28 protein-coding genes are annotated in these 24,813 nt (G+C 43.7%); all 28 read right to left on the minus strand.

The features are described from left to right. Positions 1-11: 11 nt before the first annotated feature. Positions 12-1,106 carry a flagellar biosynthesis protein FlhB gene (gene flhB, locus MKZ09_RS21165; protein ID WP_036688512.1) on the minus strand — a complete coding sequence of 365 codons (1,095 nt, stop codon included), beginning with the start codon at positions 1,104-1,106 and terminating at the stop codon, positions 12-14. Positions 1,107-1,128: 22 nt separating this feature from the next. Beyond that, positions 1,129-1,914, minus strand: coding sequence for a flagellar biosynthetic protein FliR (fliR, locus tag MKZ09_RS21170; protein ID WP_036688514.1), 786 nt, complete (start codon positions 1,912-1,914; stop codon positions 1,129-1,131). A gap of 9 nt (positions 1,915-1,923) precedes the next feature. After that, the gene (gene fliQ, locus MKZ09_RS21175; protein ID WP_036688516.1) at positions 1,924-2,193 is read right to left on the minus strand and encodes a flagellar biosynthesis protein FliQ; all 270 of its coding nucleotides are present in this window, start codon (positions 2,191-2,193) and stop codon (positions 1,924-1,926) included. A gap of 21 nt (positions 2,194-2,214) precedes the next feature. Further along, positions 2,215-2,976, minus strand: coding sequence for a flagellar type III secretion system pore protein FliP (gene fliP, locus MKZ09_RS21180; protein ID WP_036688518.1), 762 nt, complete (start codon positions 2,974-2,976; stop codon positions 2,215-2,217). Then, positions 2,973-3,497, minus strand: a complete 525-nt coding sequence (locus tag MKZ09_RS21185) for a flagellar biosynthetic protein FliO (RefSeq protein ID WP_036688521.1) — start codon at positions 3,495-3,497, stop codon at positions 2,973-2,975. The genes fliP and MKZ09_RS21185 overlap by 4 nt, the downstream gene beginning before the upstream one ends. Before the next feature lie 9 nt (positions 3,498-3,506). Next, positions 3,507-3,872: a response regulator gene (locus tag MKZ09_RS21190; RefSeq protein WP_076127811.1), complete on the minus strand. Its 366-nt coding sequence runs from the start codon at positions 3,870-3,872 to the stop codon at positions 3,507-3,509. A 26-nt stretch (positions 3,873-3,898) separates the two neighbouring features. Further along, positions 3,899-5,203 carry a flagellar motor switch phosphatase FliY gene (gene fliY / locus MKZ09_RS21195; protein WP_036688526.1) on the minus strand — a complete coding sequence of 435 codons (1,305 nt, stop codon included), beginning with the start codon at positions 5,201-5,203 and terminating at the stop codon, positions 3,899-3,901. After that, positions 5,193-6,191: a flagellar motor switch protein FliM gene (gene fliM, locus MKZ09_RS21200; RefSeq protein ID WP_036688529.1), complete on the minus strand. Its 999-nt coding sequence runs from the start codon at positions 6,189-6,191 to the stop codon at positions 5,193-5,195. Before fliM ends, fliY begins: the two co-directional genes overlap by 11 nt. 39 nt (positions 6,192-6,230) lie before the next feature. Next, a complete protein-coding gene (locus MKZ09_RS21205) occupies positions 6,231-6,698 on the minus strand; it encodes a flagellar basal body-associated FliL family protein (RefSeq protein WP_076100380.1) in 468 nt (155 codons plus the stop codon). Next, a complete protein-coding gene (locus MKZ09_RS21210; protein WP_036688535.1) occupies positions 6,695-6,919 on the minus strand; it encodes a flagellar FlbD family protein in 225 nt (74 codons plus the stop codon). The genes MKZ09_RS21205 and MKZ09_RS21210 overlap by 4 nt, the downstream gene beginning before the upstream one ends. 89 nt (positions 6,920-7,008) lie before the next feature. After that, positions 7,009-7,827, minus strand: a complete 819-nt coding sequence (gene flgG / locus MKZ09_RS21215) for a flagellar basal body rod protein FlgG (RefSeq protein ID WP_076127808.1) — start codon at positions 7,825-7,827, stop codon at positions 7,009-7,011. Positions 7,828-7,931: 104 nt separating this feature from the next. Further along, positions 7,932-8,315, minus strand: coding sequence for a TIGR02530 family flagellar biosynthesis protein (locus MKZ09_RS21220; RefSeq protein ID WP_036688541.1), 384 nt, complete (start codon positions 8,313-8,315; stop codon positions 7,932-7,934). Further along, entirely contained in the window at positions 8,312-8,809 is a 498-nt protein-coding gene (locus MKZ09_RS21225) for a flagellar hook capping FlgD N-terminal domain-containing protein (protein WP_036688543.1), read from the minus strand. Before MKZ09_RS21225 ends, MKZ09_RS21220 begins: the two co-directional genes overlap by 4 nt. Before the next feature lie 33 nt (positions 8,810-8,842). Then, on the minus strand, positions 8,843-10,324 hold the full coding sequence (locus tag MKZ09_RS21230) for a flagellar hook-length control protein FliK (protein ID WP_076201701.1): 1,482 nt from the start codon (positions 10,322-10,324) through the stop codon (positions 8,843-8,845). A gap of 24 nt (positions 10,325-10,348) precedes the next feature. Next, positions 10,349-11,266: a MotE family protein gene (locus MKZ09_RS21235; RefSeq protein WP_076136473.1), complete on the minus strand. Its 918-nt coding sequence runs from the start codon at positions 11,264-11,266 to the stop codon at positions 10,349-10,351. 39 nt (positions 11,267-11,305) lie between these two features. After that, the gene (gene fliJ, locus MKZ09_RS21240) at positions 11,306-11,749 is read right to left on the minus strand and encodes a flagellar export protein FliJ (RefSeq protein WP_038571963.1); all 444 of its coding nucleotides are present in this window, start codon (positions 11,747-11,749) and stop codon (positions 11,306-11,308) included. 9 nt (positions 11,750-11,758) lie between these two features. Continuing rightward, the gene (fliI, locus tag MKZ09_RS21245; protein WP_036688546.1) at positions 11,759-13,072 is read right to left on the minus strand and encodes a flagellar protein export ATPase FliI; all 1,314 of its coding nucleotides are present in this window, start codon (positions 13,070-13,072) and stop codon (positions 11,759-11,761) included. Next, on the minus strand, positions 13,065-13,913 hold the full coding sequence (locus MKZ09_RS21250; protein WP_036688548.1) for a FliH/SctL family protein: 849 nt from the start codon (positions 13,911-13,913) through the stop codon (positions 13,065-13,067). The genes fliI and MKZ09_RS21250 overlap by 8 nt, the downstream gene beginning before the upstream one ends. Continuing rightward, positions 13,906-14,922 carry a flagellar motor switch protein FliG gene (gene fliG, locus MKZ09_RS21255; protein ID WP_036688550.1) on the minus strand — a complete coding sequence of 339 codons (1,017 nt, stop codon included), beginning with the start codon at positions 14,920-14,922 and terminating at the stop codon, positions 13,906-13,908. The genes MKZ09_RS21250 and fliG overlap by 8 nt, the downstream gene beginning before the upstream one ends. Before the next feature lie 4 nt (positions 14,923-14,926). Beyond that, a complete protein-coding gene (gene fliF, locus MKZ09_RS21260; RefSeq protein ID WP_076127802.1) occupies positions 14,927-16,513 on the minus strand; it encodes a flagellar basal-body MS-ring/collar protein FliF in 1,587 nt (528 codons plus the stop codon). Between the two features lie 34 nt (positions 16,514-16,547). Next, positions 16,548-16,859: a flagellar hook-basal body complex protein FliE gene (fliE, locus tag MKZ09_RS21265; RefSeq protein WP_036688553.1), complete on the minus strand. Its 312-nt coding sequence runs from the start codon at positions 16,857-16,859 to the stop codon at positions 16,548-16,550. A gap of 33 nt (positions 16,860-16,892) precedes the next feature. Then, positions 16,893-17,339 (minus strand): flagellar basal body rod protein FlgC, encoded by a 447-nt coding sequence (gene flgC, locus MKZ09_RS21270; RefSeq protein WP_036688555.1) that lies wholly within the window; start codon positions 17,337-17,339, stop codon positions 16,893-16,895. A gap of 6 nt (positions 17,340-17,345) precedes the next feature. After that, positions 17,346-17,753 (minus strand): flagellar basal body rod protein FlgB, encoded by a 408-nt coding sequence (flgB, locus tag MKZ09_RS21275; RefSeq protein WP_038571975.1) that lies wholly within the window; start codon positions 17,751-17,753, stop codon positions 17,346-17,348. Positions 17,754-18,140: 387 nt separating this feature from the next. Continuing rightward, positions 18,141-19,541: an ATP-dependent protease ATPase subunit HslU gene (hslU, locus tag MKZ09_RS21280; protein ID WP_038571978.1), complete on the minus strand. Its 1,401-nt coding sequence runs from the start codon at positions 19,539-19,541 to the stop codon at positions 18,141-18,143. Positions 19,542-19,574: 33 nt separating this feature from the next. Further along, the gene (gene hslV, locus MKZ09_RS21285; protein WP_036688562.1) at positions 19,575-20,117 is read right to left on the minus strand and encodes an ATP-dependent protease subunit HslV; all 543 of its coding nucleotides are present in this window, start codon (positions 20,115-20,117) and stop codon (positions 19,575-19,577) included. Positions 20,118-20,134: 17 nt separating this feature from the next. After that, positions 20,135-21,517 carry an FADH(2)-oxidizing methylenetetrahydrofolate--tRNA-(uracil(54)-C(5))-methyltransferase TrmFO gene (gene trmFO, locus MKZ09_RS21290; RefSeq protein ID WP_076100371.1) on the minus strand — a complete coding sequence of 461 codons (1,383 nt, stop codon included), beginning with the start codon at positions 21,515-21,517 and terminating at the stop codon, positions 20,135-20,137. Between the two features lie 8 nt (positions 21,518-21,525). Next, positions 21,526-23,625 carry a type I DNA topoisomerase gene (gene topA, locus MKZ09_RS21295; protein WP_036688567.1) on the minus strand — a complete coding sequence of 700 codons (2,100 nt, stop codon included), beginning with the start codon at positions 23,623-23,625 and terminating at the stop codon, positions 21,526-21,528. 36 nt (positions 23,626-23,661) lie between these two features. Continuing rightward, a complete protein-coding gene (dprA, locus tag MKZ09_RS21300; protein ID WP_076201699.1) occupies positions 23,662-24,780 on the minus strand; it encodes a DNA-processing protein DprA in 1,119 nt (372 codons plus the stop codon). Between the last annotated feature and the right edge of the window lie 33 nt (positions 24,781-24,813).

Below are 24,813 nucleotides of genomic sequence, written 5' to 3' on the forward strand. Positions count from 1 at the left end.
ACCCCCCCGCCTTATCTCCTCTTACCTTTAAGCTTATATACATATGCCAGCACTTCAGCCACAGCCTGGAACAGATCATTTGGAACGACATCTCCAATCTCTGCCCTTTGGAATAATGCCCGTGCCAGCGGTTTGTTTTCCATAGTCACGACGCCGTGCTCTTTAGCCAGCTCCCGGATGCGAAGTGCTACATAATCCTGCCCTTTTGCTATAATCTGCGGTGCTTCCATCTTGGTACCGTCATATTTAAGCGCAACCGCAAAGTGTGTAGGATTCGTAATGATTACATCCGCATTTGGAACTTCCTGCATCATACGCTGCATGGCCATTCTACGTTGGCGTTCCCTGATCTTACCTTTGATTAGAGGGTCACCCTCCATTTTTTTGTATTCATCCTTGATATCCTGCTTGGACATTTTCAGGCTTTTTTCATGCTCGTACTTCTGATACATGTAGTCCAGAAAAGCCATAGCCAATAGGGCAGCCCCGATTTTCAAACCAAGACTCATCGTCAGCTTGGCCGCAAATTTAAAAATCCCCTCCGCACTGATATGCGACAGGGATGCAAAGTTCTTCTTTTCTCCCCATAAAGTGCTATATACCAGATAAGCGATAATTAGAAGCTTAAATATGGATTTCAGGAACTCGACAAACGAACGCATGGAGAAAATATTTTTGAACCCTTTTATCGGATTAAGCTTGCTGAATTTAGGGGTGATCCCTTCTCCCGTGGTCATAAAGCCCACCTGCGCCAGATTGCTTACCAGCGCCATAACAAAAACTATTCCAAGTAATGGAGCTAGCAAAATCAGTATTTGTAGTCCATATTGATTAAATAGCAGTGTTATATTCTCCGGAGTAACCTCCAGTGTCATCTGATTCTGAAATACGTCCATATATAGCTTCATGAAGCGCTCTTTCATAAAACCACCAAACATCATCAAGCTAACTACTGCTGATAACAATACAACTGCACCGGATAGCTCAGCACTTTTGGCTACTTGACCCTTTTTACGAGCATCTTGCCGTTTCTTCGGGGTTGCTTTTTCCGTCTTTTCACCGGCGAATTGTTGAAGATCCAGTCTATACCGCTTCGTCTTAGGCATAATACGCTCCCCTTACGGTCACCTACGGACTCTTCCCCATGAGATTCAATAAATTCTCCATGGATTCGAACATGATATCGAAGAGATTCTGAAACAGCACAGCCAGACCAGGCATCAGCACTAAAAGCAGTGCAAGACCTATAATGATTTTGAGCGGAACCCCAATAACAAATACATTATATTGCGGAGCCGTTCTCGCCAAAAAAGCAAGGCCAACATCAGTCAGAAACAGCGCAGTTACTAAAGGAGCCGACATTTGAAAAGCGAGTACAAAGGACTGAGCAAATGTTCGAACCAGAAACTCTGACAAACTACCGTCAATCATGCCTAGAAATAAATCATTATTCATAGGAACCCATTTATAACTGTACACAATAGCATCTAGCAGATGGTGATGACCATTCATGCTCAGAAACATTAGCAGGGCTATCATATATTTGAAATTACCAAGAATTGGTGCAGACGTTCCAGTCATAGGATCGATAACATTAGCAATACCGAAGCCAATCTGAATATCAATAAATGAACCTGCTGTCTGAATCGCCATAAACATCAAATATCCAACGAAACCTAGCAACAATCCGATTAATACCTCTCTGGCAATCAGCAAAATATAACTGAAATCCTGCGGGATCGTAAGCCCTGTTCCATTAGCACTAAAGACAACCAATGCTACAAAAAAAGAAATGCCAATCTTAAAGGTTGTCGGGACCCCTTGTGAAGAAAATACAGGAACGACAACAAAAAAAGCGGTTATTCGACAAAAAATAAGCAAAAAGACGGGTAAACTTTGCAGTATGGTCTCCATGTTCATTGATTAACCAATATACATATAGAGATTACCCAAAATTTGGCTTGTAAAGTCAATCAGCTTCGTGATGATCCACGGACCAAATAGCAATAAAGCCAGCAGCACTGCGACGATTTTGGGAACAAACGCTAGCGTCTGTTCCTGAATCTGTGTCGTAGCCTGAAAAATACTGATTATTAGCCCTACCACCAGACCAAGAATCAGCATGGGTGCGCTGACTTCCAGCACTAAATATACGGCTTGGCTTGCTAGCCCGATGATAAACTCCGTACTCATCCCTCATGCCTCCTCTTTAGGTCAGGTGTTAAAACTAAGAAGTAGTGATTTAATGACTAAGTACCAGCCGTCTACCAGTACAAAGAGCATTATTTTAAAAGGTAATGAAATCATAACCGGGGGAAGCATCATCATCCCCATGGCCATCAGTGTGCTCGCCACAACAATATCAATAATCAGGAATGGTATGAAAATTAAGAAGCCCATTGTAAAAGCTTTTTTCAATTCGCCAATTGCAAAAGCTGGCACCATCACCGTCAGTGGAATATCACTGTATGTAGCCGGTTTAGTAGATCCGGTATAACCGGTGTATTTCATAAATAACAGAAGATCTTTGGTGTTCGTCTGTTTAAACATAAATTCTTTCATCGGATCAGCAGCTTTATCAAAAGCCTCGGTCTGGGTGATTGTCCCCTTCATATACGGCTGCAACGCATTTTCATTCACTGTGGCCAGCGTTGGTGACATAATGAACAGGGTCAGAAACAGAGCAAGTCCTACCAGCACCTGGTTCGGAGGCATAGCCTGAGTACCCAGCGAGGTTCTCACAAAACCTAATACGATTACAATTCTAGTAAAGCTAGTCATAAGAACCAGAAACGCCGGAGCAATACTCAGAACCGTAACAAGAAGAAGAATTGATATGGAACTGGTACCACTGCTTGAACCTTCATTACCGACCTGAATATTAACATTAGGTATAGGATCAGCATGTATCGGCGTCATCATAACCACACTGATAATACCGAACAGCAGAATAGCAAGAATTAGCTTCTTTTTCATATATTCCTCGACTCATCCTTAGTAACATCATCCCGAAGCAGCTCTTCCATTTTCTCTTTACGCTCTGGTGCAGAACGAAGCTTGGATTGCAGAGTCTCGTAAAAAGATGATGTTTCACTAAGTTCAATTTCCTGAGATGGAACCTCCCCACGCAGCTTTACCTTTACCTTGGCAATAAGCGGTGCGAGGAAATTATTCTGGTTAGAGGACTGATCCTCAAATGCCGCAATGATCAATGCTACCTCATCCGGATCGGTGACTTTATCCAAAATAGATATATTTTCACCAATCCCGATTAAGTAAAGACTGCTTCCCAGTTCGATAACCTGCATCGACTTATTAGGTCCAAGCCCTATTGCACCAAGCGTTCTTATAGAACGGTTGCTCATAAAGGTCTGATTACGCCGTCCAAGAAAACGAATCAGCACCACTATAAGTACAATGATTATCGCCAGGACAATAATAACTTTAAACAAATTCAGCAGGGTGTTACTGCTTCCGAGCGTTTCGGAATATAACATGACTTTATCCTACGCGCCCAACGTTTTGTTAATAGCTTCGATAACCCGGTCAGCTTGGAAAGGCTTCACAATAAAGTCTTTAGCTCCTGCTTGGATTGCATCGATAACCATAGCCTGCTGGCCCATGGCAGAACACATAATAACCTTTGCAGCCGGATCTACTTTTTTGATTTCTTTCAGGGCGGCGATTCCGTCCATCTCAGGCATAGTAATATCCATCGTGATGAGGTCCGGACGCAGTTCCTTGAATTTTTCTATCGCTTGAGAACCGTCCTGAGCTTCGCCCACTACTTCAAATCCGTTTTTCGACAAAATGTCACGGATCATCATTCTCATAAATGCTGCATCGTCCACGATTAGAATTCGGTTAGCCATTTTTACAAAATCCTCCCTAAGTATGCTTATTGTAATTTCTGAATTCGGTCCCACTGGCTGACGATATCCGTAACGCGTACGCCAAAGTTTTCATCGATAACAACGACTTCACCTTTGGCAATAAGCTTGTTGTTAACCAAAATATCTACAGGCTCACCTGCGAGCTTGTCCAGCTCAATAATTGAGCCTTGTGACATTTCTAAAATATCTTTGATCTGCTTCTGGGTCCTTCCTAATTCTACGGTTACTCTAAGCGGTATGTCCATCAATAAATTTAAATTATTTTCATCAATATGACCAAAAGCCCCACCATTCAGATTTGCAAATTGCACAGGCTGTACATTTACATTGCGATTTGCCTCAGAATTAAGCGGTGGTGTCTGTCCATATGGCATCCCTTGCGGTGGCATACCGTATGGTGGCATCCCAGGCATTCCGTATGCTGGCATACCCGCTGGAGGGTAATAATACCCGCCTTCTGGCATCCCTGGATACGCTGGCATACCCTGCGGTGGATATGGTGGTTGCGTTCCTCCTGCAGGCTGTGAGGGCGCCTGTTGCACTGGAGGTGCTGGAGGTGGTGTCTCAGCAGAATTAGTCATGGCAGGTGTTTCAGCCATTGTGACCGCTGCCTCCTCCTCTGCTGGACTAACATCACCAAGAAGCATGGATACCATATCTTTTGCGAACTGAACAGGCAAGAGCTGCATAATAGTAGAATCTATCAAATCACCAATTTTAAGCCGGAACGAAATACGAATTAGGGTCTCATCGTCTGGTAGACTGCCTACGCCTTCTCCGCTGGACATATTCAAAATGTCTATACCCGGAGGCGAGATATTAACAAAACGATTAAAAATCGTAGACATCGATGTAGCAGAAGAACCCATCATTTGATTCATAGCTTCTTGCACAGCGCTAATATGAATTTCATTCAACTCTTCATCCTTAGGTTCGCCAGCACCGCCAAGCATTAGATCGGCAATGACCTGTGCATCCCTAATCTTAATAACAAGTGAGTTAATCCCTTGAAACCCATCCACATATTGAACGTGAACAGCTACATGCGGTTTAGGAAAAGCAATTTCAAACTCCCCGCGTGTAATGATCGAAACTTGAGGGGTTGTAATATCTACTTTTTTCCCTAGTAAAGTGGAAAGTGCTGTTGCTGCACTGCCAAACGTTATATTACCAATTTCGCCCAAAGCATCCTGTTCAAACGGTGTTAGATAGTCATCTACCGTTTTCTCCGTAGGAGCTAATGAGCCCTCCGCAGATTGTCTCAGAAGGGCGTCGATTTCTTCTTGGGATAAATAATCTTTACTCGTCAAATTCTTCAACTCCTTCATTGACAATTTCGTCTATTTGCACGGCTACCCGATCTTTAACCATTCCGGGACTTCCGATGAACTTAAGCTTCTCCCCTACCTTAATCGACAGTCCAGAATCTACGTTTCTGTTGAGAGAAATCACGTCACCGACGCTAAGCCCTAGGAATTCAGATATGGATAAGCTCGATTCTCCAAGTTCAGCAACAATCGGCAGCTTCGCTTTATGAACTCTAGCTCTAATGGCCAGTAGCTCATCTTCATCCCGCGTCTTCTTCTCTGTCACAAACCATTGGTGAACAGAAAGTCTGGACATGATAGGCTCTAAAACGACATGCGGTATACAAAGATTGATCATGCCTGTTGTATCTCCAATTTTGGTACTTAGAGAGATTAATGCAATGGTCTCATTGGGCGATACAATCTGCATGAACTGCGGGTTCGTCTCAAGAGCTTCCATCCGCGGATGAATATCCAGCACCGTTTTCCAAGCCTCCTGCAGACTCTCAAAACATCTACTAAAGATACGCTCCATAATCGTTGTTTCGATCTCAGTTAGCGCATTAATCTTAGAAGGTGCAGTTCCAAAGCCTCCAAGCAACCTGTCCAGCATAGCAAAAGCAATGTTAGGATGAACTTCCATTACCATGCGGCCCTCTAAAGGTTCTGCTTCAAAAATGTTCAATATCGTCATTTTCGGTATGGAGCGAATAAATTCATCATAAGGGAGCTGCTCTACTTGAACGACATTAATCTGAACGAAGGTGCGCAATTGGGCTGAAAAATACGTTGTAAGATAACGGGCGAAATTGTCATGTATCCGTGTAAGACTGCGGATATGATCTTTGGAAAAGCGGACAGCCCGTTTAAAGTCATAAGAGCGGATTTTCTTCTGAGTTTCTTCCTTTTTAAGTTCATCGGCGTCCATCTCACCTGAAGAAAGTGCAGCAAGTAGAGCATCAATTTCGTTTTGTGATAGTACATCAACCAATTCAATCACCCCCCCATCAAAGAATTATCAGGAATAAAGCTACACAGAAGCCAAAAGGAATTTGGTGATTTCGATCTGAGTAATTTGGCCCTCAGTCAATGTCTTATTGATCAGATTAATAAGCTTACTGCTAAGCTGATCTTTTCCATTCGCTCCATTAAGGTCCTCAGGTTTGGTATCTGCAAGCGTCTTGATAATTATTGGTTTGATTTTGATCTCTTTTATTTTTTCGAATTCTTCCTTTGATTTCGCAGAACTCAGTTGGAAGGCGAAATCTACTTGAAGGATAAAATCGGGATCAGCAAGATTTGTTTTGATATCAATGATCTCTGCCGTCAATTCGACGATTTCATCTGCAGTTAAATGTTTTGTTTCCACATTTTGAACAGCAGCACTTACCTCGTTCGTATCTTTCGGAAAGATCCTGTCCATTAGTAAAAATGCGGCGACCACGATCAGAGTAATCGCTAGTAATATCGTGATGAGCCACGGCATCATCTTTTTCATGTTAGCTCCTCCATTGACTGGATTTTAATGGTGGCAGCATATGTGCCTATGTCCCTGTTATAATCCCGGATCTTCGTAATAACCTCATCGGCTTTTTCGAGAACGATCAGTCTTTTTCCGGTTACGAGCGTAATATATGTATCCGGGCTTTCTTCTACCATTTCGACCAGTAGGGCATTGATCCACATCGGTGTTCCATTTAATCTTGTTACCGATATCATAACAGGCCTCCTAACAAAATAGGGGGAGGAGTAACTCCCCCACGACTCCGCATGAACCATTTAAAAAAATATAGAATTTATTGATTAAATTAACGCTTCAGGTTTACTACTTCCTGCAGCACTTCATCAGAAGTTGTGATGATACGGGAATTCGCCTGGAATCCACGCTGTGATACGATCATTTCTGTAAATTCATTGGTAAGATCCACATTGGACATTTCCAGCTGTCCAGAGATGATTGCCCCGGTGCCATCTTCTGTATTGTTCGCTGTAGTCGGAACTAGCTCGCCTTCTGCATTCGCATTAAGTGTCATACGATACAGATTGCCTCCGATTTTCTCCAGACCAGATGGGTTAGTAACCTTGGCTACACCAATCTTCACCCCAGCTTCAGTCGTTCCATCCGCCATGGTCTGTACAATTGTTCCATCATTAGAGATAGAAAACGCCGTTACATCGTCACCTAATTGAATGAGCCCACCGTCGGAATCTAAAACATGAAGTCCATCAGCAGTAACAAGATTACGCGCAGCGTCAATGTGGAAATCTCCGGCGCGGGTCAAAAACGCAGTTTCTTGATCCTCAGTTAGCTTAACCAGGAAAAAACCATCTCCATCGATCCGTAAATCTGTTGGGTTGTTGGTGGTTTGAGCACTACCAGCCAAATGTAGGGTATCTATAGAAGCAATACTAACACCTAGTCCAACTTGTTTCGCATTTACCCCACCTTGACCATCCTCGCCCGGTGCAGTAACACCAGAAACGGTTTGGCTCATAATATCCTTGAACATAACACGTCCGGATTTAAACCCGATAGTGTTTACGTTAGCAATATTATTACCGATTACATCAAGCTTAGTTTGAAAGCCTCTCATTCCTGAAACCCCTGAATACATTGATCTTAACATGTTTAATGTCCTCCCAGATTATAGAGTCCTAATAACTTTCCAAGTGAATTGGGACCGCGTCAGTCGGTCAGCGGCCGCCTCGGCTTTCCGTTAGGACCAGCCTATTATGAAATCACTATTGCACTATCGATTTGTGTAAATACATTATCTTTGATCGAGTTACCATCCATAGCAGTAACTACTGTGCGATTAGGAACGCTAACGATGAACGCCAAATCCTTCATTAATATCAAGGATTCTTTACTTCCCTTAGCAGCAGCTTTGTCCACAGCAGATGAAATTTGATCCAGCTGACCGCTTCCAAGCTCTATCCCTCTTTGTTCTAGGCGCTTAGCAGCATGATTGCTGAATTTTAATAGTTTCTGTTGCAGTAAACTCTCAAAAGAAGCTTCCCCCGCCACAGACTGCTTAGGCAGCGAAGATCGTTGTAACGTTGTAGAATGCAGGGACGCAGGATACAGTTGGCCTATAGTAAGCCTGTCACTCATATGCTCGCCCCGCTTCCTCCGCTATTCTCCGGAGTATTACTATCTGTACCAGAACCGCTTTCTGGCGTTGCTGCGGCATTCTGAATTTGTGTAATATCGGTTAAAGCAATTCTGTCTTTTCCCACAACCGCATATTGAATACCATTGCTAACAACGATAGATTCAACATTACCTGTCTTAGGCAGCTTTGTGGCGGTGTCTGTCCAAGTAATATCTTTACCAATCAACCCGGATACAGATCCAAGGGATTGATTCATAGCATTAAGCTGAGTAGAGATATTCATCAATTGCTCCACGGATGTAAACTGGGCCATTTGCGCAATAAATTCTTTATCTTCCATCGGTTGCATCGGATCTTGATTTTGCAGCTGAGTAATCAAAATCTTCAAAAACTGATCCTTACCTAAAGTAGAATTACCTGTTGTCCGTGCACTAGAGTCGGGAGTTGTATAATTCCACTGATCTTTAGTAGAGACCGGAACTGTTGTCGCCATAACCACTCACCTCTCTTTCCTTTGTTATTAAAGTTAAGCCTTAGCAGAAAATGATCCACCTTGGGACTGATCTTCTTGTCCCGCATTTGAAACCCAGTCCTTCCATTCACCATTCAGCTCTGCGGCTAGAACAGCATCACTGGCTTCCTCTCTGCTTTCTTTGGAACGTCTACCCTGCTGCCCACTTCCGGAATTAGGTTGGCGTCCTTCCTGCCCCCATTGCGAATTGAGTGGGGTATTATTTTGCGTAACTTCCAGCTTCTCCACTTGAAGACCTTGAGATTGCAATGCAGCGCGAAGCTGGTTCATTTGTTGTTCCAGCATATCTTTAGCGCCGGTATGTTCAGTCATGAACTGGGCAACTAAATGACCATTTTGCATTGTGATCTTAACATCAACTTGTCCGAGATTTTCTGGAAAAAGGGATATAGTCGCTTCAGCGATCCCACCTTTTTGCACAATCTCTAATTTGCCTGTAATGAAACCTGTCATTTCCTGAGCAAATTGCTGAACCGGAACAGGTGCTGCTGGCACTTCAGCCTTCAGCGGTGCAGTAATTCCTCCGCGCAGAGATAATTGCCCCGCAGTAACAACCTCATGATCCCCTTCGTTAGCTGTAATTCCCAGCGTGGAATCTTGAGCAGATTCTGTTGTCTTCGTTTCCCCGGTTACGCCTGTCTTGATTAACGGCGTGTTCGCAGTCTCTGCTTCAGCTTCTTGCACAGTTCCTGATATCACAGGCGAGCTTACAACCGTATCATTTTTCACTACAACAGCTTCTCCGGAACGACTGCTCACATTCTGAATTGTTTTATCCGTTTGATTATTTTTGCTTTCAGTAATAACGGGCTGTTGTAAGGAAGCATCAGAATTAACACTCACATTGCTGGTCTTTCCCTTCCCCTTATTAGTGTTAGAGGAGGACTCTTCTAAAAGCGCTGTGAAATTATTCAATAAACTGATTCCCTTTGTTGCAACTTCCTCATTGCCACTCACTGCAGCTTCTTGAATCATAGAAACTAAACTTTGCAAGTCATCTTGAACTGCAAATCTTAATGTATCAGCATTCTGTGCCAATGGTGACAAGCTTCCAGCCACTTCTGCTTCCGTTGTAGTAGTACCATCCTCTGCAGCATGGCTTCCAGATAGAAGTGCAGATACCTGAAGAATCCAAGCTTGCAAGGCTACCAACAGAGCTGGATCACTACTGATACTTTCATCCAGCTTCTCAACATCAGCAGCAAGTTTTTCAAGAAGCTCACCCTTCTGAGTGTCTTGCCCTGCTTGCTCTTCTCCAGTCGGCTGCACTTCCTTTAACAGGCCTTGCAGCAAAGAAGCTAGATTTCCCAATAGGGGTTCAGCTGGAGTCGACGAGGTGTTGGCATTGCCTCCCATGGTTTGTACCAGGGTTTGAGCAAATGGTGCACCCGTCGTTGTTGTACCAGTTGTAGTCGACGAACTCCCGTTTACTGCCGTTGCGTTTGCACTCACAAGCGATTGAACGACTAAACTCATTTATTTTTCACCTCCTTTCCCTATCTATTTAGCACCCATCAGACGATTAACAATTTTCGCAGTTTGCGCGCTATCATTTTTAGTCATTTCTCCCAAAATAGATGAACGAACACTATCACTTACGGTATTCATAATCGTCACGACCTTATCAGGGCTAATCTTGTACATTTCTCCCAGTAACGATGCTGCATTAGCAGGAGTCATTGTGCTGAAGGTCTGATTCAACTTTTCCTTATCCAAATTCTTACTGGTTGTTGCTGTTGCTGTTGTGCCGGCATCTTTCTTCAATCTAGATTGAAGGGCTGCGATCGCCATGTCACTCGAAGATGTAGTTTCTTTTAACTTAATCGTTACATCTGCAGCCTTTTGCGGATCCATTTTTTCCAAAATTGCAGTTTTACTCGCTTTATTCATGACACTGAAGATCTGTACCATTTCTTCTGTAGTTAAATTCTCCATGATCGGTGCAGCCTTCGAAGCTTTCATGCCCGCATACAGCTTAGCCAAATCAGAAACCTGTTTCTGATAAGGATCTTCTGTTTCATCTGTGCTTGCCTCTGCGGTTTCAGCTTCCTTCTTCATACCCTCAATCTGTGACTCTAGCGCCTGAACCTTGGTATCCTGGGCTGTTTTTTCATCTGTAACCTTCTTCAGGTTTTCTTCCTGCTGGGCGAGCTGAGCCTTAAGCTCCTTAATCGTTGTCGCTGAGCTCACTTCCTGCTTTTTGCTTTCTTCCTTCGGTTTGGAAGGATCTGCAGGCGGATCAGGAACCCATTTTTCCAGGATAGGAATTTTATTCGCAACTTCAAGCACATTATTACGAATGTCCATATTAAAAAGCGTCAACAGTACTCCAAGCAGTACTAGCGTGAAGATAATCGGTATCATTAAGAATAAGAACCGCTCAAATTTCCCCGCTGACCCTTCATTTTCAAGTTCCATATCATTATCAATATTAGCCACTAGCGGAAACCTCCCGGGTTAGAGGGATTTCATCGCGAAGCGGACGGTTGCCATCTCATCCAGTTCGTTTTGTTCCCGTAAAATCATACTTTGCTGAAACAATGTCTCAGCCTTGTCTTTTGCCTTCAACCATACTTTTTCATCTAAAACCTTAGTACTTAACTGATCTTGTTTCTTCTGGACTTCTTGATGTGCACGGCTAATGTCCGTATGCTTACGGGCAATGCATTTATCCAGATATTCCACATACTCTTGCATTTCACGAATCTTAACCATAGGTGTCTTTTGCTCTGCGGCATTTTGTAAGGATAGCATGATAGCACTCCGCTGAAAGATGAGTTCATCCAGGCTTCTTTCCTGTGCCTGCAATTCTCCAAGCGCGCTTGAGAGCATCCATTCTGCCTGTGTCTTCTCATTGCCCTTCAAGTCAACGACTTTTTGAAAAGTATAATGAAACCTCATAATACCGAATCAACTCCTTGAGAACTGTGAAATTAAAGACTGTTGAACTTCAGCCAGCGTAACTTTTTCATTCACCTTTTGTTTGGTGAAATCCCATATACTGTCGATAAATTCCATCGACTCGTCGATTTGAGCATTAGAGCCTCTCTGATAAGCTCCAATATTAATCAAATCCTCTGAATCCTTGTAAACGGCCATAAGGCGCTTCACATTCTCCGCTGCTGCAATCTGTTCTTCTGGAGCAATATCCTTCATCACTCGGCTTATGCTGGAAAGAACATCTATTGCTGGAAAGTGTCCTTTGTTCGCAATATTTCGATTGAGTACGATATGTCCGTCAAGTATTCCTCTGACTGCATCTGCGATGGGCTCGTTCATGTCATCACCATCAACCAGTACCGTGTAGAAGGCTGTTATAGAGCCTGTAGGACCTGTACCGGCACGTTCCAGCAGTTTGGGTAAGCTGGCAAACACCGAAGGTGTATATCCCCGCATGGCTGGCGGCTCTCCAACTGCAAGTCCAACTTCACGTTGGGCCATGGCATAACGGGTGACCGAATCCATCATCAGCATTACATTAAGGCCACGATCGCGGAAATACTCGGCAATCGTTGTAGCGATAAGCGCACCTTTTATGCGAATCAAAGCAGGTTGGTCTGAGGTAGCAACAATTACTACGGATCGCTGCAAGCCCTCTGGTCCTAAATCTCGTTCAATGAAATCCAATACTTCTCTGCCACGCTCACCAATCAGAGCAATAACATTTACATCAGCCGATGTATTCCGGGCAATCATCCCCATCAAAGTACTCTTGCCGACCCCCGAGCCAGCAAAAATACCGACCCGCTGTCCCTTGCCAATCGTTAGCAAACCGTCAATCGCTCTCACACCAATACTGATGGGTTCCTGCACCCGCGGTCTATTAAGTGGATTGGAAGGAATATTAAAGGTAGAGCTATGTGGCATTCGTGCTGGAATGAGAGAGCCATCAAGCGGCTGCCCCAGACCATCCAGTACTTTTCCTAATAATTCAGAACCTACTTGCACGCTAAGCGGCTTACCAGTGCCCACTACATCACAACCAGGTCCAATCGCCTGCAGTTCACCAAGTGGCATCAATAGTACCTTGTTATCACGGAAACCAACGACCTCAGCTTGCAGCGGTTTGTTTCCTTTGGAAGGGTAGATGTAGCATACATCACCTATACTTGCGTCAGGGCCTTCCGATTCAACCATTAGACCGATTACCTGCGTCACTTTCCCATTGATCCTCACCGGATCGAGATTACGAAGTTGCTCCTTATAACGGTTGCTATTAAGCATCGTCTTCCCCATTTCTCTGCTCATCGGTGTCCAGCGCAATTCTTACCAGCTCTTTCTTGATCTCTGCGAGCTGAGTGTCGATTCGAGCATCAATGCTGCCAAAGGAAGAGCGGATAACACATCCTTGGTCTTTTACCGTTGAGTCGGGCAAGATTTGCAGTTCAGCCTGTGAATCAACAGCTAGTGATAATTCTTCCCGGGCAGCATTCACAAAAGCGAACTGCGCTGGGGATACACAAAGTGAGATCAAACCCTGTTCTCGCTTACGAGCCAGATTTTTGCGGATTAAGTCCATTGCGAATTGTGGTTCTACCGTTAACTGCTTGTCCACAATTTTCTCTGCAATATCACAGCTTAACTCTACTAAAAAAGGCTCCGCTTCCTGAATAATCACTTCTCTTGCTTTATACGCCTCAGTCAAAACAGCACGCGCTTCTTCCATCATCTCTGCGATCTTATGCTTCATCTCTTCCTCAGCCTGAGAAACACCTTCCTCATAACCTTGCTGATGAGCTTCAGCTTTGATAGCTTCGATCAGATGTTCATCCTGCTCACGCCGTTGTTTCCACCACTCTTCAGCCTCCGCTTTCGAGGACTCTACAATCTGTTCCGCTTCAAGAGATGCATTCCGAACCTGCTCTTCAGCAAAATCCTGAGCGTCCTTAAGCATTTGCTTACGCGTCTCTTCTGCCTCTTCACGTGCGGGATCATGATAGTCAGTCTCGCTTAAAGTCTCCTCGGGAACGGGCTCCTCAGTTAGGCCCGCATATTGCCGGGCCTGTTCCAATCTTTTAAAGACATCAACCGGAACATACTGGGAGTGTTTGATCAGCTTAGACAATGATGTCATCTCCTCCGCCACGAGCGATGATAATTTCACCAGACTCTTCGAGTCTGCGGATCGTGCCTACAATACGAGTCTGTGCTTCTTCAACATCACGCAGCCGCACAGGACCCATGTATTCCATTTCTTCTCGGAACGTTTCTGCCATACGCTTGGACATATTTCTGAAAATAACATCCCGTACTTCTTCGCTGGCAACCTTGAGTGCAAGCTGTAAATCCGCATTATCGATATCACGAACAATGCGCTGTATTGAACGATTGTCCACATTAACAATATCTTCAAATACGAACATCCGTTTTTTGATCTCTTCGGCAAGCTCTGGATCTTGAATTTCGAGAGAATCCAGAATCGTACGCTCTGTCCCCCGGTCAACCCCATTCAAGATTTGTACAATTGATTCGATACCACCAGCATTTGTATAATCCTGGGTTACTGTAGCGGAAAGCTTCTGCTCCAGCACACGTTCAATTTGCGTAATTACCTCTGGAGAGGTACTGTCCATCACAGCAATTCTTCTAGCCACCTCTGCCTGTTTCTCTTGAGGAAGCGAGGAAAGGATTGCAGCAGCTTGTTCAAATTGCAGATAAGACAATACAAGTGCAATAGTCTGTACATTTTCATTCTGGATAAAGTTGAGAATCTGATTAGGATCCGCTTTTCGTGCAAAATCGAAAGGTCTTACTTGCAATGTTGCAGTCAGACGATTAATGACCTCCATTGCTTTTGTTGACCCAAGCGCTTTCTCCAGAATTTCCTTAGCGTAGTTAATACCGCCTTGTGATATATATTCCTGGGCGAGGCATATCTGATGGAATTCAGACATGATCGACTCTTTTTCACCGCTGTCCACTTTGCGAACATTAGCAATTTCAAGAGTCAGCTGTTCAATCTCCTCGTCTCTTAAATGTTTAAAAATTTGCGCCGATACCTCGGGCCCTAGTGTGATAAGCAGGATCGCAGCTTTTTGACGGCCACTAAGTCCCTGCTGGCTAGCCTTTGCCATTAGTTCACCTCTGTTCGTCTGCAAGCCATGTACGCAGCAGATTTACGAATTCGTCTGGCTTCTTCTTGGCCAAACTTTCCAATTGCTTACGAACTTGACTTTCATTCGTCACGCTCTCCAAGTTAATAGAAGGAAATTCAGTAGGAACCTGCAATGGAATGTCTTCATCTTCCTCTTCCACAGTCTGTTTACGACTCCGGTAGATTAGATATCCTCCACCTGCTCCAACCAGCAATGCTGCTGCTCCGATAGCCCATATCATCCAAGAAGCGAGACCACCTTTAACGGTGTTGGCATCGGTGCCACCAAATTGTTGCGAGTAGACCGAAACCTTTTTGGTCAAATCAGCGTCTGTATATGTAGTACCTGAATCTGCAAGAGAAGCGCGAACAATATTCACCAAAATATTTTGAATTGCAGCTGATGTTGCATCATCTAAACTTTTTTCTCCTGAAGGTGGTTCAACTGCAACATTTATGGTTAAGTCTTTAACAGTATACGGACTAGCAATAACATCTTTAGTAATTCGGTTAACTTCGAAGTTCCTCGTTTCTGAAGATTCCTCCGAGGTAGAAGTATCCGCACCCGCATTAGAAGGATAGCCCGTAACATCTTGAGAACCAGTGCCAGCCACTCCGCCAGTCGTGTTACCTTGACCCGAATACGAATTACTAATTATTTGTGAACTGATCTCAATCCCCTTCATGTTCTCTGTATCCACAGGGGTAACAAGATCTTCCTTCCGGTTTTCCTTGTCAAAGTTCAACTTTGAGAACACAAGAACATCCACTTTATCAGGACCGGTAAGAGTGCTAAGGAATTGTTTCACATTTTTCTTTACTTCTTCTTCGAATTTCTTCTGAAGAGCGAAGTTTTCTTCAACTTGGTTAGTGACACCAGCCTGTCCACCTTTAGCTGTTGGCATTAATTCAATTTCATTATTTGCAATGGTAATGTTGTCAATTGGTAAATTAGGCACAGCAGTTTTCACAAGATTGAAATACCCGTCAATATTGTCTTGGGTAGGTCTAAATCCTGGATCAAATGAAAGCACAACGGATGCAGATGCCTGCTCCTGATCAGCCTGTGAGGCAAAAACTGTCTCTTTAGGCAAATTAATCAGCACTTTTGCATCTTTAATCCCTTGCATGCGTCTCATTAACTGTTCAACTTCACCGTTCAATGCATTATTGTACTTCACGTTAAACTCGCTATCTGTTGTACCTATCATTGACGAATTTTCGTCAAAGACTTTATATCCGATAGAGCCACCTTGAACAATCCCCTGAGAACCGATATCCACCTTGACCCGAGCTGCTTCTGTACTAGGTACAGAAATACTCTTTCCATCTTGACTTAATCGGTATGAAACACCTGCTGAATCTAAGGCTTTCATTACTCCAGCCGAATCCGTACTGTCCAAATCTTGAAATGCTACTTCATATTCTGTTTTTGAAAGCTGCATGGTCATAACTACGATTATTATTAGAATGATAAACAATGTTGAAAAGAATAAAATCTTCTGTTTACCACTAAATCTGTTCCAATACAAGAGAACCTTCTCCCGATATTGGGCAAATCTTTCATTCACAGTGTCACCCCATCCGAAACTAAGCTAGGATTTATTATATTTGAGTTCTCATAATTTCTTGATAGGCTTCAATCACTTTGTTCCGGACTTGTGTAGTCAACTGTAAACTCAGTAGAGCCTGTTGGGAAGAAATCATCACTTCGTCAATGTTCACTTCTCCCAATACAAATTTATTACTCATATCCTTAGCTTGTTGTTCCTGATCAGCCACTTTATTGAGCGCATCCTCAAGATAAGAGCCAAAGCTCTCCATCGAATTAGCAGGAGTGGATGAAACTTCGGAAGATGTCGGTTTCATAGCAAGCTGCTGTACAGCCTGAACCCCATTAGATATATTCTGTATCAACTGTTTCCCCCCCTTAAGTTAATTAACATTCATTTATCTACCGATTTCGAGTGCCTTGCTTACCATAGCTTTGGATGCATTAAGCATCGTAACGTTGGCATCATAAGAGCGAGATGCAGATAACATATCAACCATTTCTTTGGTAATGTCTACGTTTGGCATATAGACATATCCTTCAGCATCCGCATCAGGATGGCTCGGATTGTATACCGGCTTCAATGGTGAAGTATCTTCTATGATCGACTGCACCTTAACCCCTTCATTGCTATTATTCATTTTCGAATTTAGTATATTCGAGAATTTATTACTTTCGTTCGTTTCCAAAACAACTAACTTACGTCGGTAAGGAACAGCCTTGCCATCCACCACGGATGCTCTTGTAGTTTCAGCATTGGCTACGTTGGAAGAAATTACATCCATCCGCAACCGTTGAGCCGTTAATGCAGATGCACTGATCCCAAAACTACTACCAAAGTTCATACTCTCTTATCCTCCTTGAATTACGGCTCGCATCATCGAAATCTGGCTGTTAATCTGTTCAACATAAGAACTATACCTAAGCTGGTTCTCTGCGCTTAATGCCATTTCGCGATCTACATCCACATTGTTGTCGTTATTGTTCATAGAGGTAGTTTCATCAGTATTTTCAACAGCAGCGGGAACAATTGTGTTGCTGCCAAATTGATAATGCCGGGTATCCGAAACTTTCGCTCTAAGTGTAGATTGGATTCCACTTTCCTGTTGTTGCAGGATACTTTCGAATGAAACATCAGAACGTTTGAAATTTGGCGTATCTTGATTAGCCACATTATTTGCTAGAGCACTTTGTCGTTTATAGGCAGCATCAATGCCTCCCTGCAATCGTTGAAAACTGACACTATTCAGCAATCCCAAGACAATTCCTCCTTTCAAAGCTATCATAATGAAAAGAATTCCACAACTTCCATCAAAAAACCTGCTTGCTTTCGACAAATAAAGAAAAAATACTCTAAATTTACGGTATTCCGTCGAACGCTGTCGCAATGAATAACACTTAGCATTTTCACATACATTGATTTTCATTTAATTTGTATATTATTACAATAAGAAATAAGCCCTATCTTTTTAGAAAAGACAGGGCTTTTAGCACTTTATTACTATTTATTTACATTTTTAACTCAATTTTTTCTTTTTAATTGCATGTTTTGACATATTTTTACGTTTTCACGACACCAATTTGTAATTTATCTAATCCGTTATGCCCAAATTCAAAATACATAGATTTTTTGTTTTTTTGTCGCTTTAAAGAATATACTGACTTAAATCACGATCCTGAGCTATACTTGCCAATTTCTCGCGCACATACTCTGGGGTAATAACCATTTTCTCCAAAGTCAGCTCAGGTGCTTCAAAAGAAAGATCCTCTAACAACTTCTCCAAAATAGTATGAAGACGCCGTGCACCTATATTCTCCATATTTTGATTCACTGAAGCCGCTATTTTGGCGATCTCATGTATAGCATCCTTCTGGAATTCCACTTCTAAATTTTCAGTTTTAAGCAGATTCACATATTGTTTAGTTAAAGCATTCTCTGGTTCCGTCAAAATAGAAACGAAGTCCTCTAACGTTAAACTGCTCAGCTCTACGCGAATCGGAAAACGTCCTTGAAGTTCTGGAATCAAATCCGAAGGCTTAGCAATATGGAAAGCTCCGGCAGCCATAAAGAGTACATAGTCCGTCTTCACAGGACCGTATTTCGTCATAATGGTCGAGCCCTCTACAATCGGCAAAATATCCCGTTGCACGCCTTCACGCGACACATCCGGTCCAGACCCTTTTCCCTGACTTGCTACTTTATCGATTTCATCGATAAAAATAATGCCTGATTGTTCAGCCCGAGTCACGGATTCCTGAATCACATCATCCATATCAATCAGCTTGGCCGCCTCATCCTGAATGAGTACCTTGCGCGCTTCGCGAATAGGAAGCTTACGTTTCTTCGTCCGCTTAGGCAGCAAACTGCCGAACATCTCTTGCATATTCATACCCATCTGGTCGTTTCCTTGACCTGCAAACATATCCATCATAGTTGGCGCTGTATCCTCAACATCAATTTCAATGATGTCATCTTCCAGCTGACCAGCTAACAGCTTAAATCTAACCCCACGCCGACGTTCACTTAGGCTTCCATCCTGCTCAGTGTCTTCTTTAGAGTCCTCTTGTGCAGAATTCCCTCCAAAAATCATCTCGAAAGGATTCTTTTGTGATTTGTTTTTGGAAGAGGAAGGGACCAATATAGAAACGATCCGCTCATTAGCCAGCTCTTCCGCACGATCCTTAACCTTCTCCGTACGCTCAAGCTTGACCATACGAATAGAAGTCTCTACCAGATCACGAACCATAGATTCCACATCTCGACCTACATAACCGACCTCAGTGAATTTAGTAGCCTCCACTTTGATGAACGGTGCATTAACAAGCTTTGCTAGACGCCGGGCGATCTCTGTCTTTCCCACACCTGTAGGTCCGATCATTAAGATGTTCTTAGGAACAACTTCATCACGCAGTTCCTCTGCTAGCAGACTGCGCCGATACCGATTACGAAGCGCAACAGCTACCGATTTCTTGGCTTGCTTCTGACCTACGATATATTTATCCAATTCGGCAACAATTTGACGGGGTGTAAGCGATTGATTCACCATCGTGAATTCCTCCTTGTCTCTATGGCACTGAGTCTATAATTGTTCAACAATAATGTTGGAATTAGTGTACACACAAATTTCAGATGCTACCTGAAGCGATTCTCTAGCAATATCCGCAGCGGAAAGATTGGGTGCATGACGTTTGAGTGCTCGGCCTGAAGCCAGCGCAAAATTACCACCGGAACCAATCGCAAGAACGTCATCATCCGGTTCGATAATTTCACCATTTCCGGAGATCAGGAGCATTCCTTCCTTATCCATAACAATCATCAAAGCTTCAAGCTTTCGAAGAATACGATCTTGACGCCAGTCCTTCGCTAATTCAACTGCAGCCCGCTGCAGGTTCCCATGATGCTCCTCCAGCTTGCCCTCGAATTTTTCGAATAGGGTAATAGCATCCGCAACGGACCCCGCAAAACCTGCTATTACTTGTCCTCTGTACAGGCGACGGACTTTTCTGGCCGTCGTCTTCATAATAACACTCTCTCCGAATGTAACCTGTCCATCACCTGCTATAGCTGCCTGTCCGTTATGTCTTACAGCACAAATTGTAGTCGCATGAAAGCTGGGTACCATGATTGTAAGTTACCTCCTTAAGATGGGCTTTGTTCGCTATCGACAACCTCCGGCTCCGAATAAGCGAGTCCTGTGCGGTTGGCATACTCGGCAAGACTGTCCAGAGCGCGATGAGCTAACATTTCATTCTTTTCCTTCTTATTGCGGATTTTCTTCTCTACCTTCGGCAACAGACCGAAATTGGCATTCATCGGCTGAAAATGCTCTGGATCGGCAGAAGTAATATAAGCTGGCATGCTGCCTAGAACAGTATCCTGCGGGAAGATCAGTCCTTCCTGACCGAGTGCTGCCCGTGCAGCATTAATACCAGCTATGAGCCCGGAAGCAGCTGATTCAACATAACCTTCTACACCTGTCATCTGTCCAGCAAAAAAGAGTCTTTCCTTGCCTTTCATCTGATAGGTAGGGTGCAGAAGTTTAGGAGAATTAATAAATGTGTTTCTGTGCATCACACCATAACGAACATATTCAGCATTCTCAAGACCTGGGATCAGCGAGAATACACGCTTCTGCTCGCCCCATTTCAAATGGGTCTGAAAACCAACAAGATTGTAAAGTGTGCCGGCAGCATTATCCTGACGAAGTTGCACAACCGCGTAAGGAAGTTTACCTGTATGCGGATTGATAAGTCCTACTGGCTTCATTGGGCCAAATAACGCTGTTTGCTTGCCGCGTTTCATCATGATTTCGATAGGCATACAGCCCTCAAAGTATATTTCTTTCTCAAAATCTTTGAGTGCTGCTGTCTCAGCAGAAATCAACGCATCATAAAACACGTCGAACTCCTCTTCTGTCATCGGACAGTTGAGATAAGCCGCTTCTCCCTTATCATAACGGGAAGCCAAATACACCTTGTTCATATCAATGGTGTCTTTCTCAACAATCGGTGCTGCTGCATCATAGAAGTAGAAATACTCTTCACCCAGCAGCCCTTTTATTTCAGCGGATAATGCCGGTGAAGTTAGGGGACCCGTTGCAATAACAACAATCCCTTCCTCCGGTATATGCGTAAGTTCTTCATTTATGACTTCAACGAGCGGATGATTATGCAAAGTATGGGTGATCTCACCTGAGAATCCATCACGATCTACGGCGAGTGCTCCTCCTGCGGGTACCGCGTGTCGGTCAGCAGCACCTAATACAAGAGAGTTCAAACGCCGCATTTCTTCCTTCAATACACCTACAGCATTCCCTAATCCATTCGCACGCAAGGAGTTGCTGCATACCAGTTCAGCAAATTGATTCGTGTGATGGGCTGGTGTCTTTACTACAGGTCTCATCTCATATAATCTTACCGGTACTCCTAGTGATGCTATTTGCCAAGCGGCTTCGCTTCCTGCGAGACCCGCTCCAATTACTGTTACTTTTGCTGTATCTGACACTGTCTTTTTTCCTCCCATAGAGACTATTAATCTGCTAATTCTTCTTCGTTGTCTAGAACCGCCTCTGTATGATCACAAGACGTACATTGTAGCTTGGTTCCTTGCTTATTACGTTTCTCAATCATCCAAGATCCACATGATGGACATGGTTTTATAGAAGGTCTATCCCATGAAACGAAATCACAACCAGGGTACTGGTCGCAGCCATAGAAAACACGCCCTTTTTTGCTGCGTCGCTCCACAACCTTACCTTCATGACATTTAGGGCAAGTTACGCCAATATCCTTGATAATCGGTTTCGTGTTTCGGCAATCCGGAAAGCCAGAGCATGCTAGGAATTTCCCAAAGCGACCCAGCTTATACACGAGAGGTTTGCCGCATTTCTCACAGATCTCATCAGAAACTTCATCTTCAATCTCAATTTCTTTCATCTCTTCTTCCGCGAATACCAAACGCTTCTCAAACGATTCGTAAAACTCTGCAAGAACCTTTACCCAGTCTTCTGAGCCCTCTTCCACATGGTCAAGATCGCCTTCCATGTTCGCGGTGAATTCAACGTTTAGGATTTCCGGGAAAAATTGCTCCATCTGCTCTATAACAAGCTCGCCAAGTTCGGTTGGCATGAATTTTTTCTCTTCAATAGCCACATAACCACGCTTCTGGATGGTTTCCAGCGTTGGGGCATATGTACTTGGACGGCCTATACCCAGCTCCTCAAGCGTCTTTACAAGTCTTGCTTCCGTATATCGTGGAGGCGGTTGTGTAAAGTGCTGCTTAGGCTCGATCTCCTGCTTATTTAAAGCATCTCCCGCTTGAAGTGGCGGCAAATACTTGTCTTCATCTGTAGTTCCGTCATCGTTGCCTTCTACGTAAACCTTCATGAATCCGGGGAATGAAACCTTCGAACCAACAGCTCTGAATGTAGCAGTACCTGCAGCTATATCCACCGAAAGCGTATCCAGCAGGGCAGAAGACATCTGACTTGATACGAATCGCTCCCACACTAGCTTGTAGAGACGGAATTGATCACGGCTCAAGAACTCTTTGACCATTTCAGGTTCGCGTAATGCCGAGGTTGGACGAATCGCTTCATGCGCTTCCTGTGCTCCAGCTGCCTTTTTAGAATACTGTCGTGGGGATTCTGGCAAGAACTTCTCACCATACTTAGCTGTTATAAGCTCTTTAGCTTCATCCTGAGCGGTGACAGAGAGACGCGTGGAGTCAGTACGCATATAAGTGATCAAACCTACGGTACCTTCTTTACCGAGTTCCACACCTTCGTATAGCTGCTGTGCAACAGACATTGTCTTAGCGGCACGGAATCCAAGCTTACGGGCTGCTTCCTGTTGTAGGGAGCTGGTGGTAAAAGGAGCCGAAGGATGACGTTGTCTTTCCTTCTCCTTCACATCACTCACCTTAAAAGATGCGTTCTTAATAGCTTCAAGAACCTCCTGAACATCACTTTCCTGATTCAGTTCTTTTTTCACACCATTCAGCTTATGAAACTTAGCTTCAAAGACGGAATCCCGGATTCCAAGCTTCGCTGTTATGCTCCAATATTCGGTGGGTACAAAAGCGGAGATTTCATTCTCACGATCCATAATGATCTTCACAGCAACGGATTGTACACGTCCAGCAGATAAACCTTTTTTGACTTTCTTCCATAATAGAGGACTAATCTTGTACCCTACCAGTCGATCCAGAATACGTCTAGCCTGCTGTGCATTCACGAGATCCATATTAATCTTACGCGGTGTCTTAAAAGCATCTTTTACCGCTTGTTTGGTGATCTCATTAAAAACAACTCTGCATTCTTGTGTATTATCTAAATCCAGCGCATGCGCCAAATGCCAAGCAATTGCTTCCCCTTCGCGGTCGGGGTCAGCTGCGAGATAAACTTTTTTAACTTTTTTACTAGCGTCTTTCAATTCCTTCAATATAGATCCTTTACCGCGGATAGTAATATATTTGGGACTGAAATCATTCTCCACCTCAACACCAATTTGACTCTTCGGTAGATCTCTAATATGTCCCATTGATGCCTTTACAATATATTTACTACCTAGATATTTGCCAATTGTCTTCGCTTTTGCAGGCGACTCGACAATAACTAATGCATCTGCCATAGACTCTTCCTCCTCGTTAACACTCGCACCTCTATATTAAATTACCTTATAAATAGCTCCTGGTAATTGTGTTACCGCTTTTTTTATGATTAAAGATAACAGAACTGAATGCAAATGTCCAAAATCCCATCCTGTTCTTACAAGCAGATCGTCCAATATAAAAGGGCCTTGATGCAGTATATGGTATAGGTGAGACTCCTCATTTGTCAATTTCTTTTCAATCATAAAGTCGTCTGCTGTCTGTTCGGTAGTGCTATTATTCCCTGTTTTTATTACGTTTGCCGGCAAATAAGAAGTATATTCTTCTATAATATCTACTCCACTGGTTACCAGCTTTGCCCCCTGCTTGATAAGCTCTAACGCCCCTCTGCTCTTAGGTGATGTAATAGGTCCGGGAACTGCGAAGACATCCCTCCCAGCTTCCAAGGCAGCATCGGCTGTAATAAGTGATCCACTGCGGCTGTCAGCCTCCACGACCACTGTCCCCCGTGATAAACCTGCTATGATCCGATTACGCTGTGGAAATAATCCAGGATGACTTTTAGTTCCAAGAGGATACTCTGTGATGACAAGCCCTTCCTGAGAGATACGCCGTTCCAGTTCAATATTCTCAGTTGGATAGACTTTGTCCAATCCTGTTGCCACTACTGCTATGGTCCCTCCACCGCTTCTTAGCGCCGCTTCATGACAAATGCTATCGATCCCCCTCGCAAGTCCGCTAACCACCGTTAGACCTGCTGCACTAAGCTCCTCCGTGAGAATCTCTCCTACCTTTCGTCCATAAGCTGTTGGCACACGAGTGCCAACCATCGCCACGCTAGGTGTTGATAACAGTTCCAAACGCCCCCGATAATAAAGGATCCACGGTGGCTGTGCCGTCTCCTTCAACAAAACAGGATAAGCCGCATCAAACACAGTGACCATCTTCACTGCACTTTCTTCCATTAATAAGCGTCTTTTGGTGATCCACTCTAACGTATATATGGAAGCAAGATAAGTCGACAGCTTTCCGTTCAATCCGATCGTTTCCCAATCTTTTGCACTACAGGAAAATGCTCGTTCTGACATTAAGCCTGCTCTTCGAATCTTGTCGATACTCTTCCAGCCAATCCCCTCCACTTCATTAAAACCAAACAGCAGATCTTTTTCTTCCATATAAGCTTATTCTCCTTTAGTGGAAGGGTTAGC

It is taken from the genome of Paenibacillus sp. FSL R5-0908 (assembly GCF_038006245.1).
Lineage (GTDB): Bacteria > Bacillota > Bacilli > Paenibacillales > Paenibacillaceae > Paenibacillus_AQ > Paenibacillus_AQ odorifer.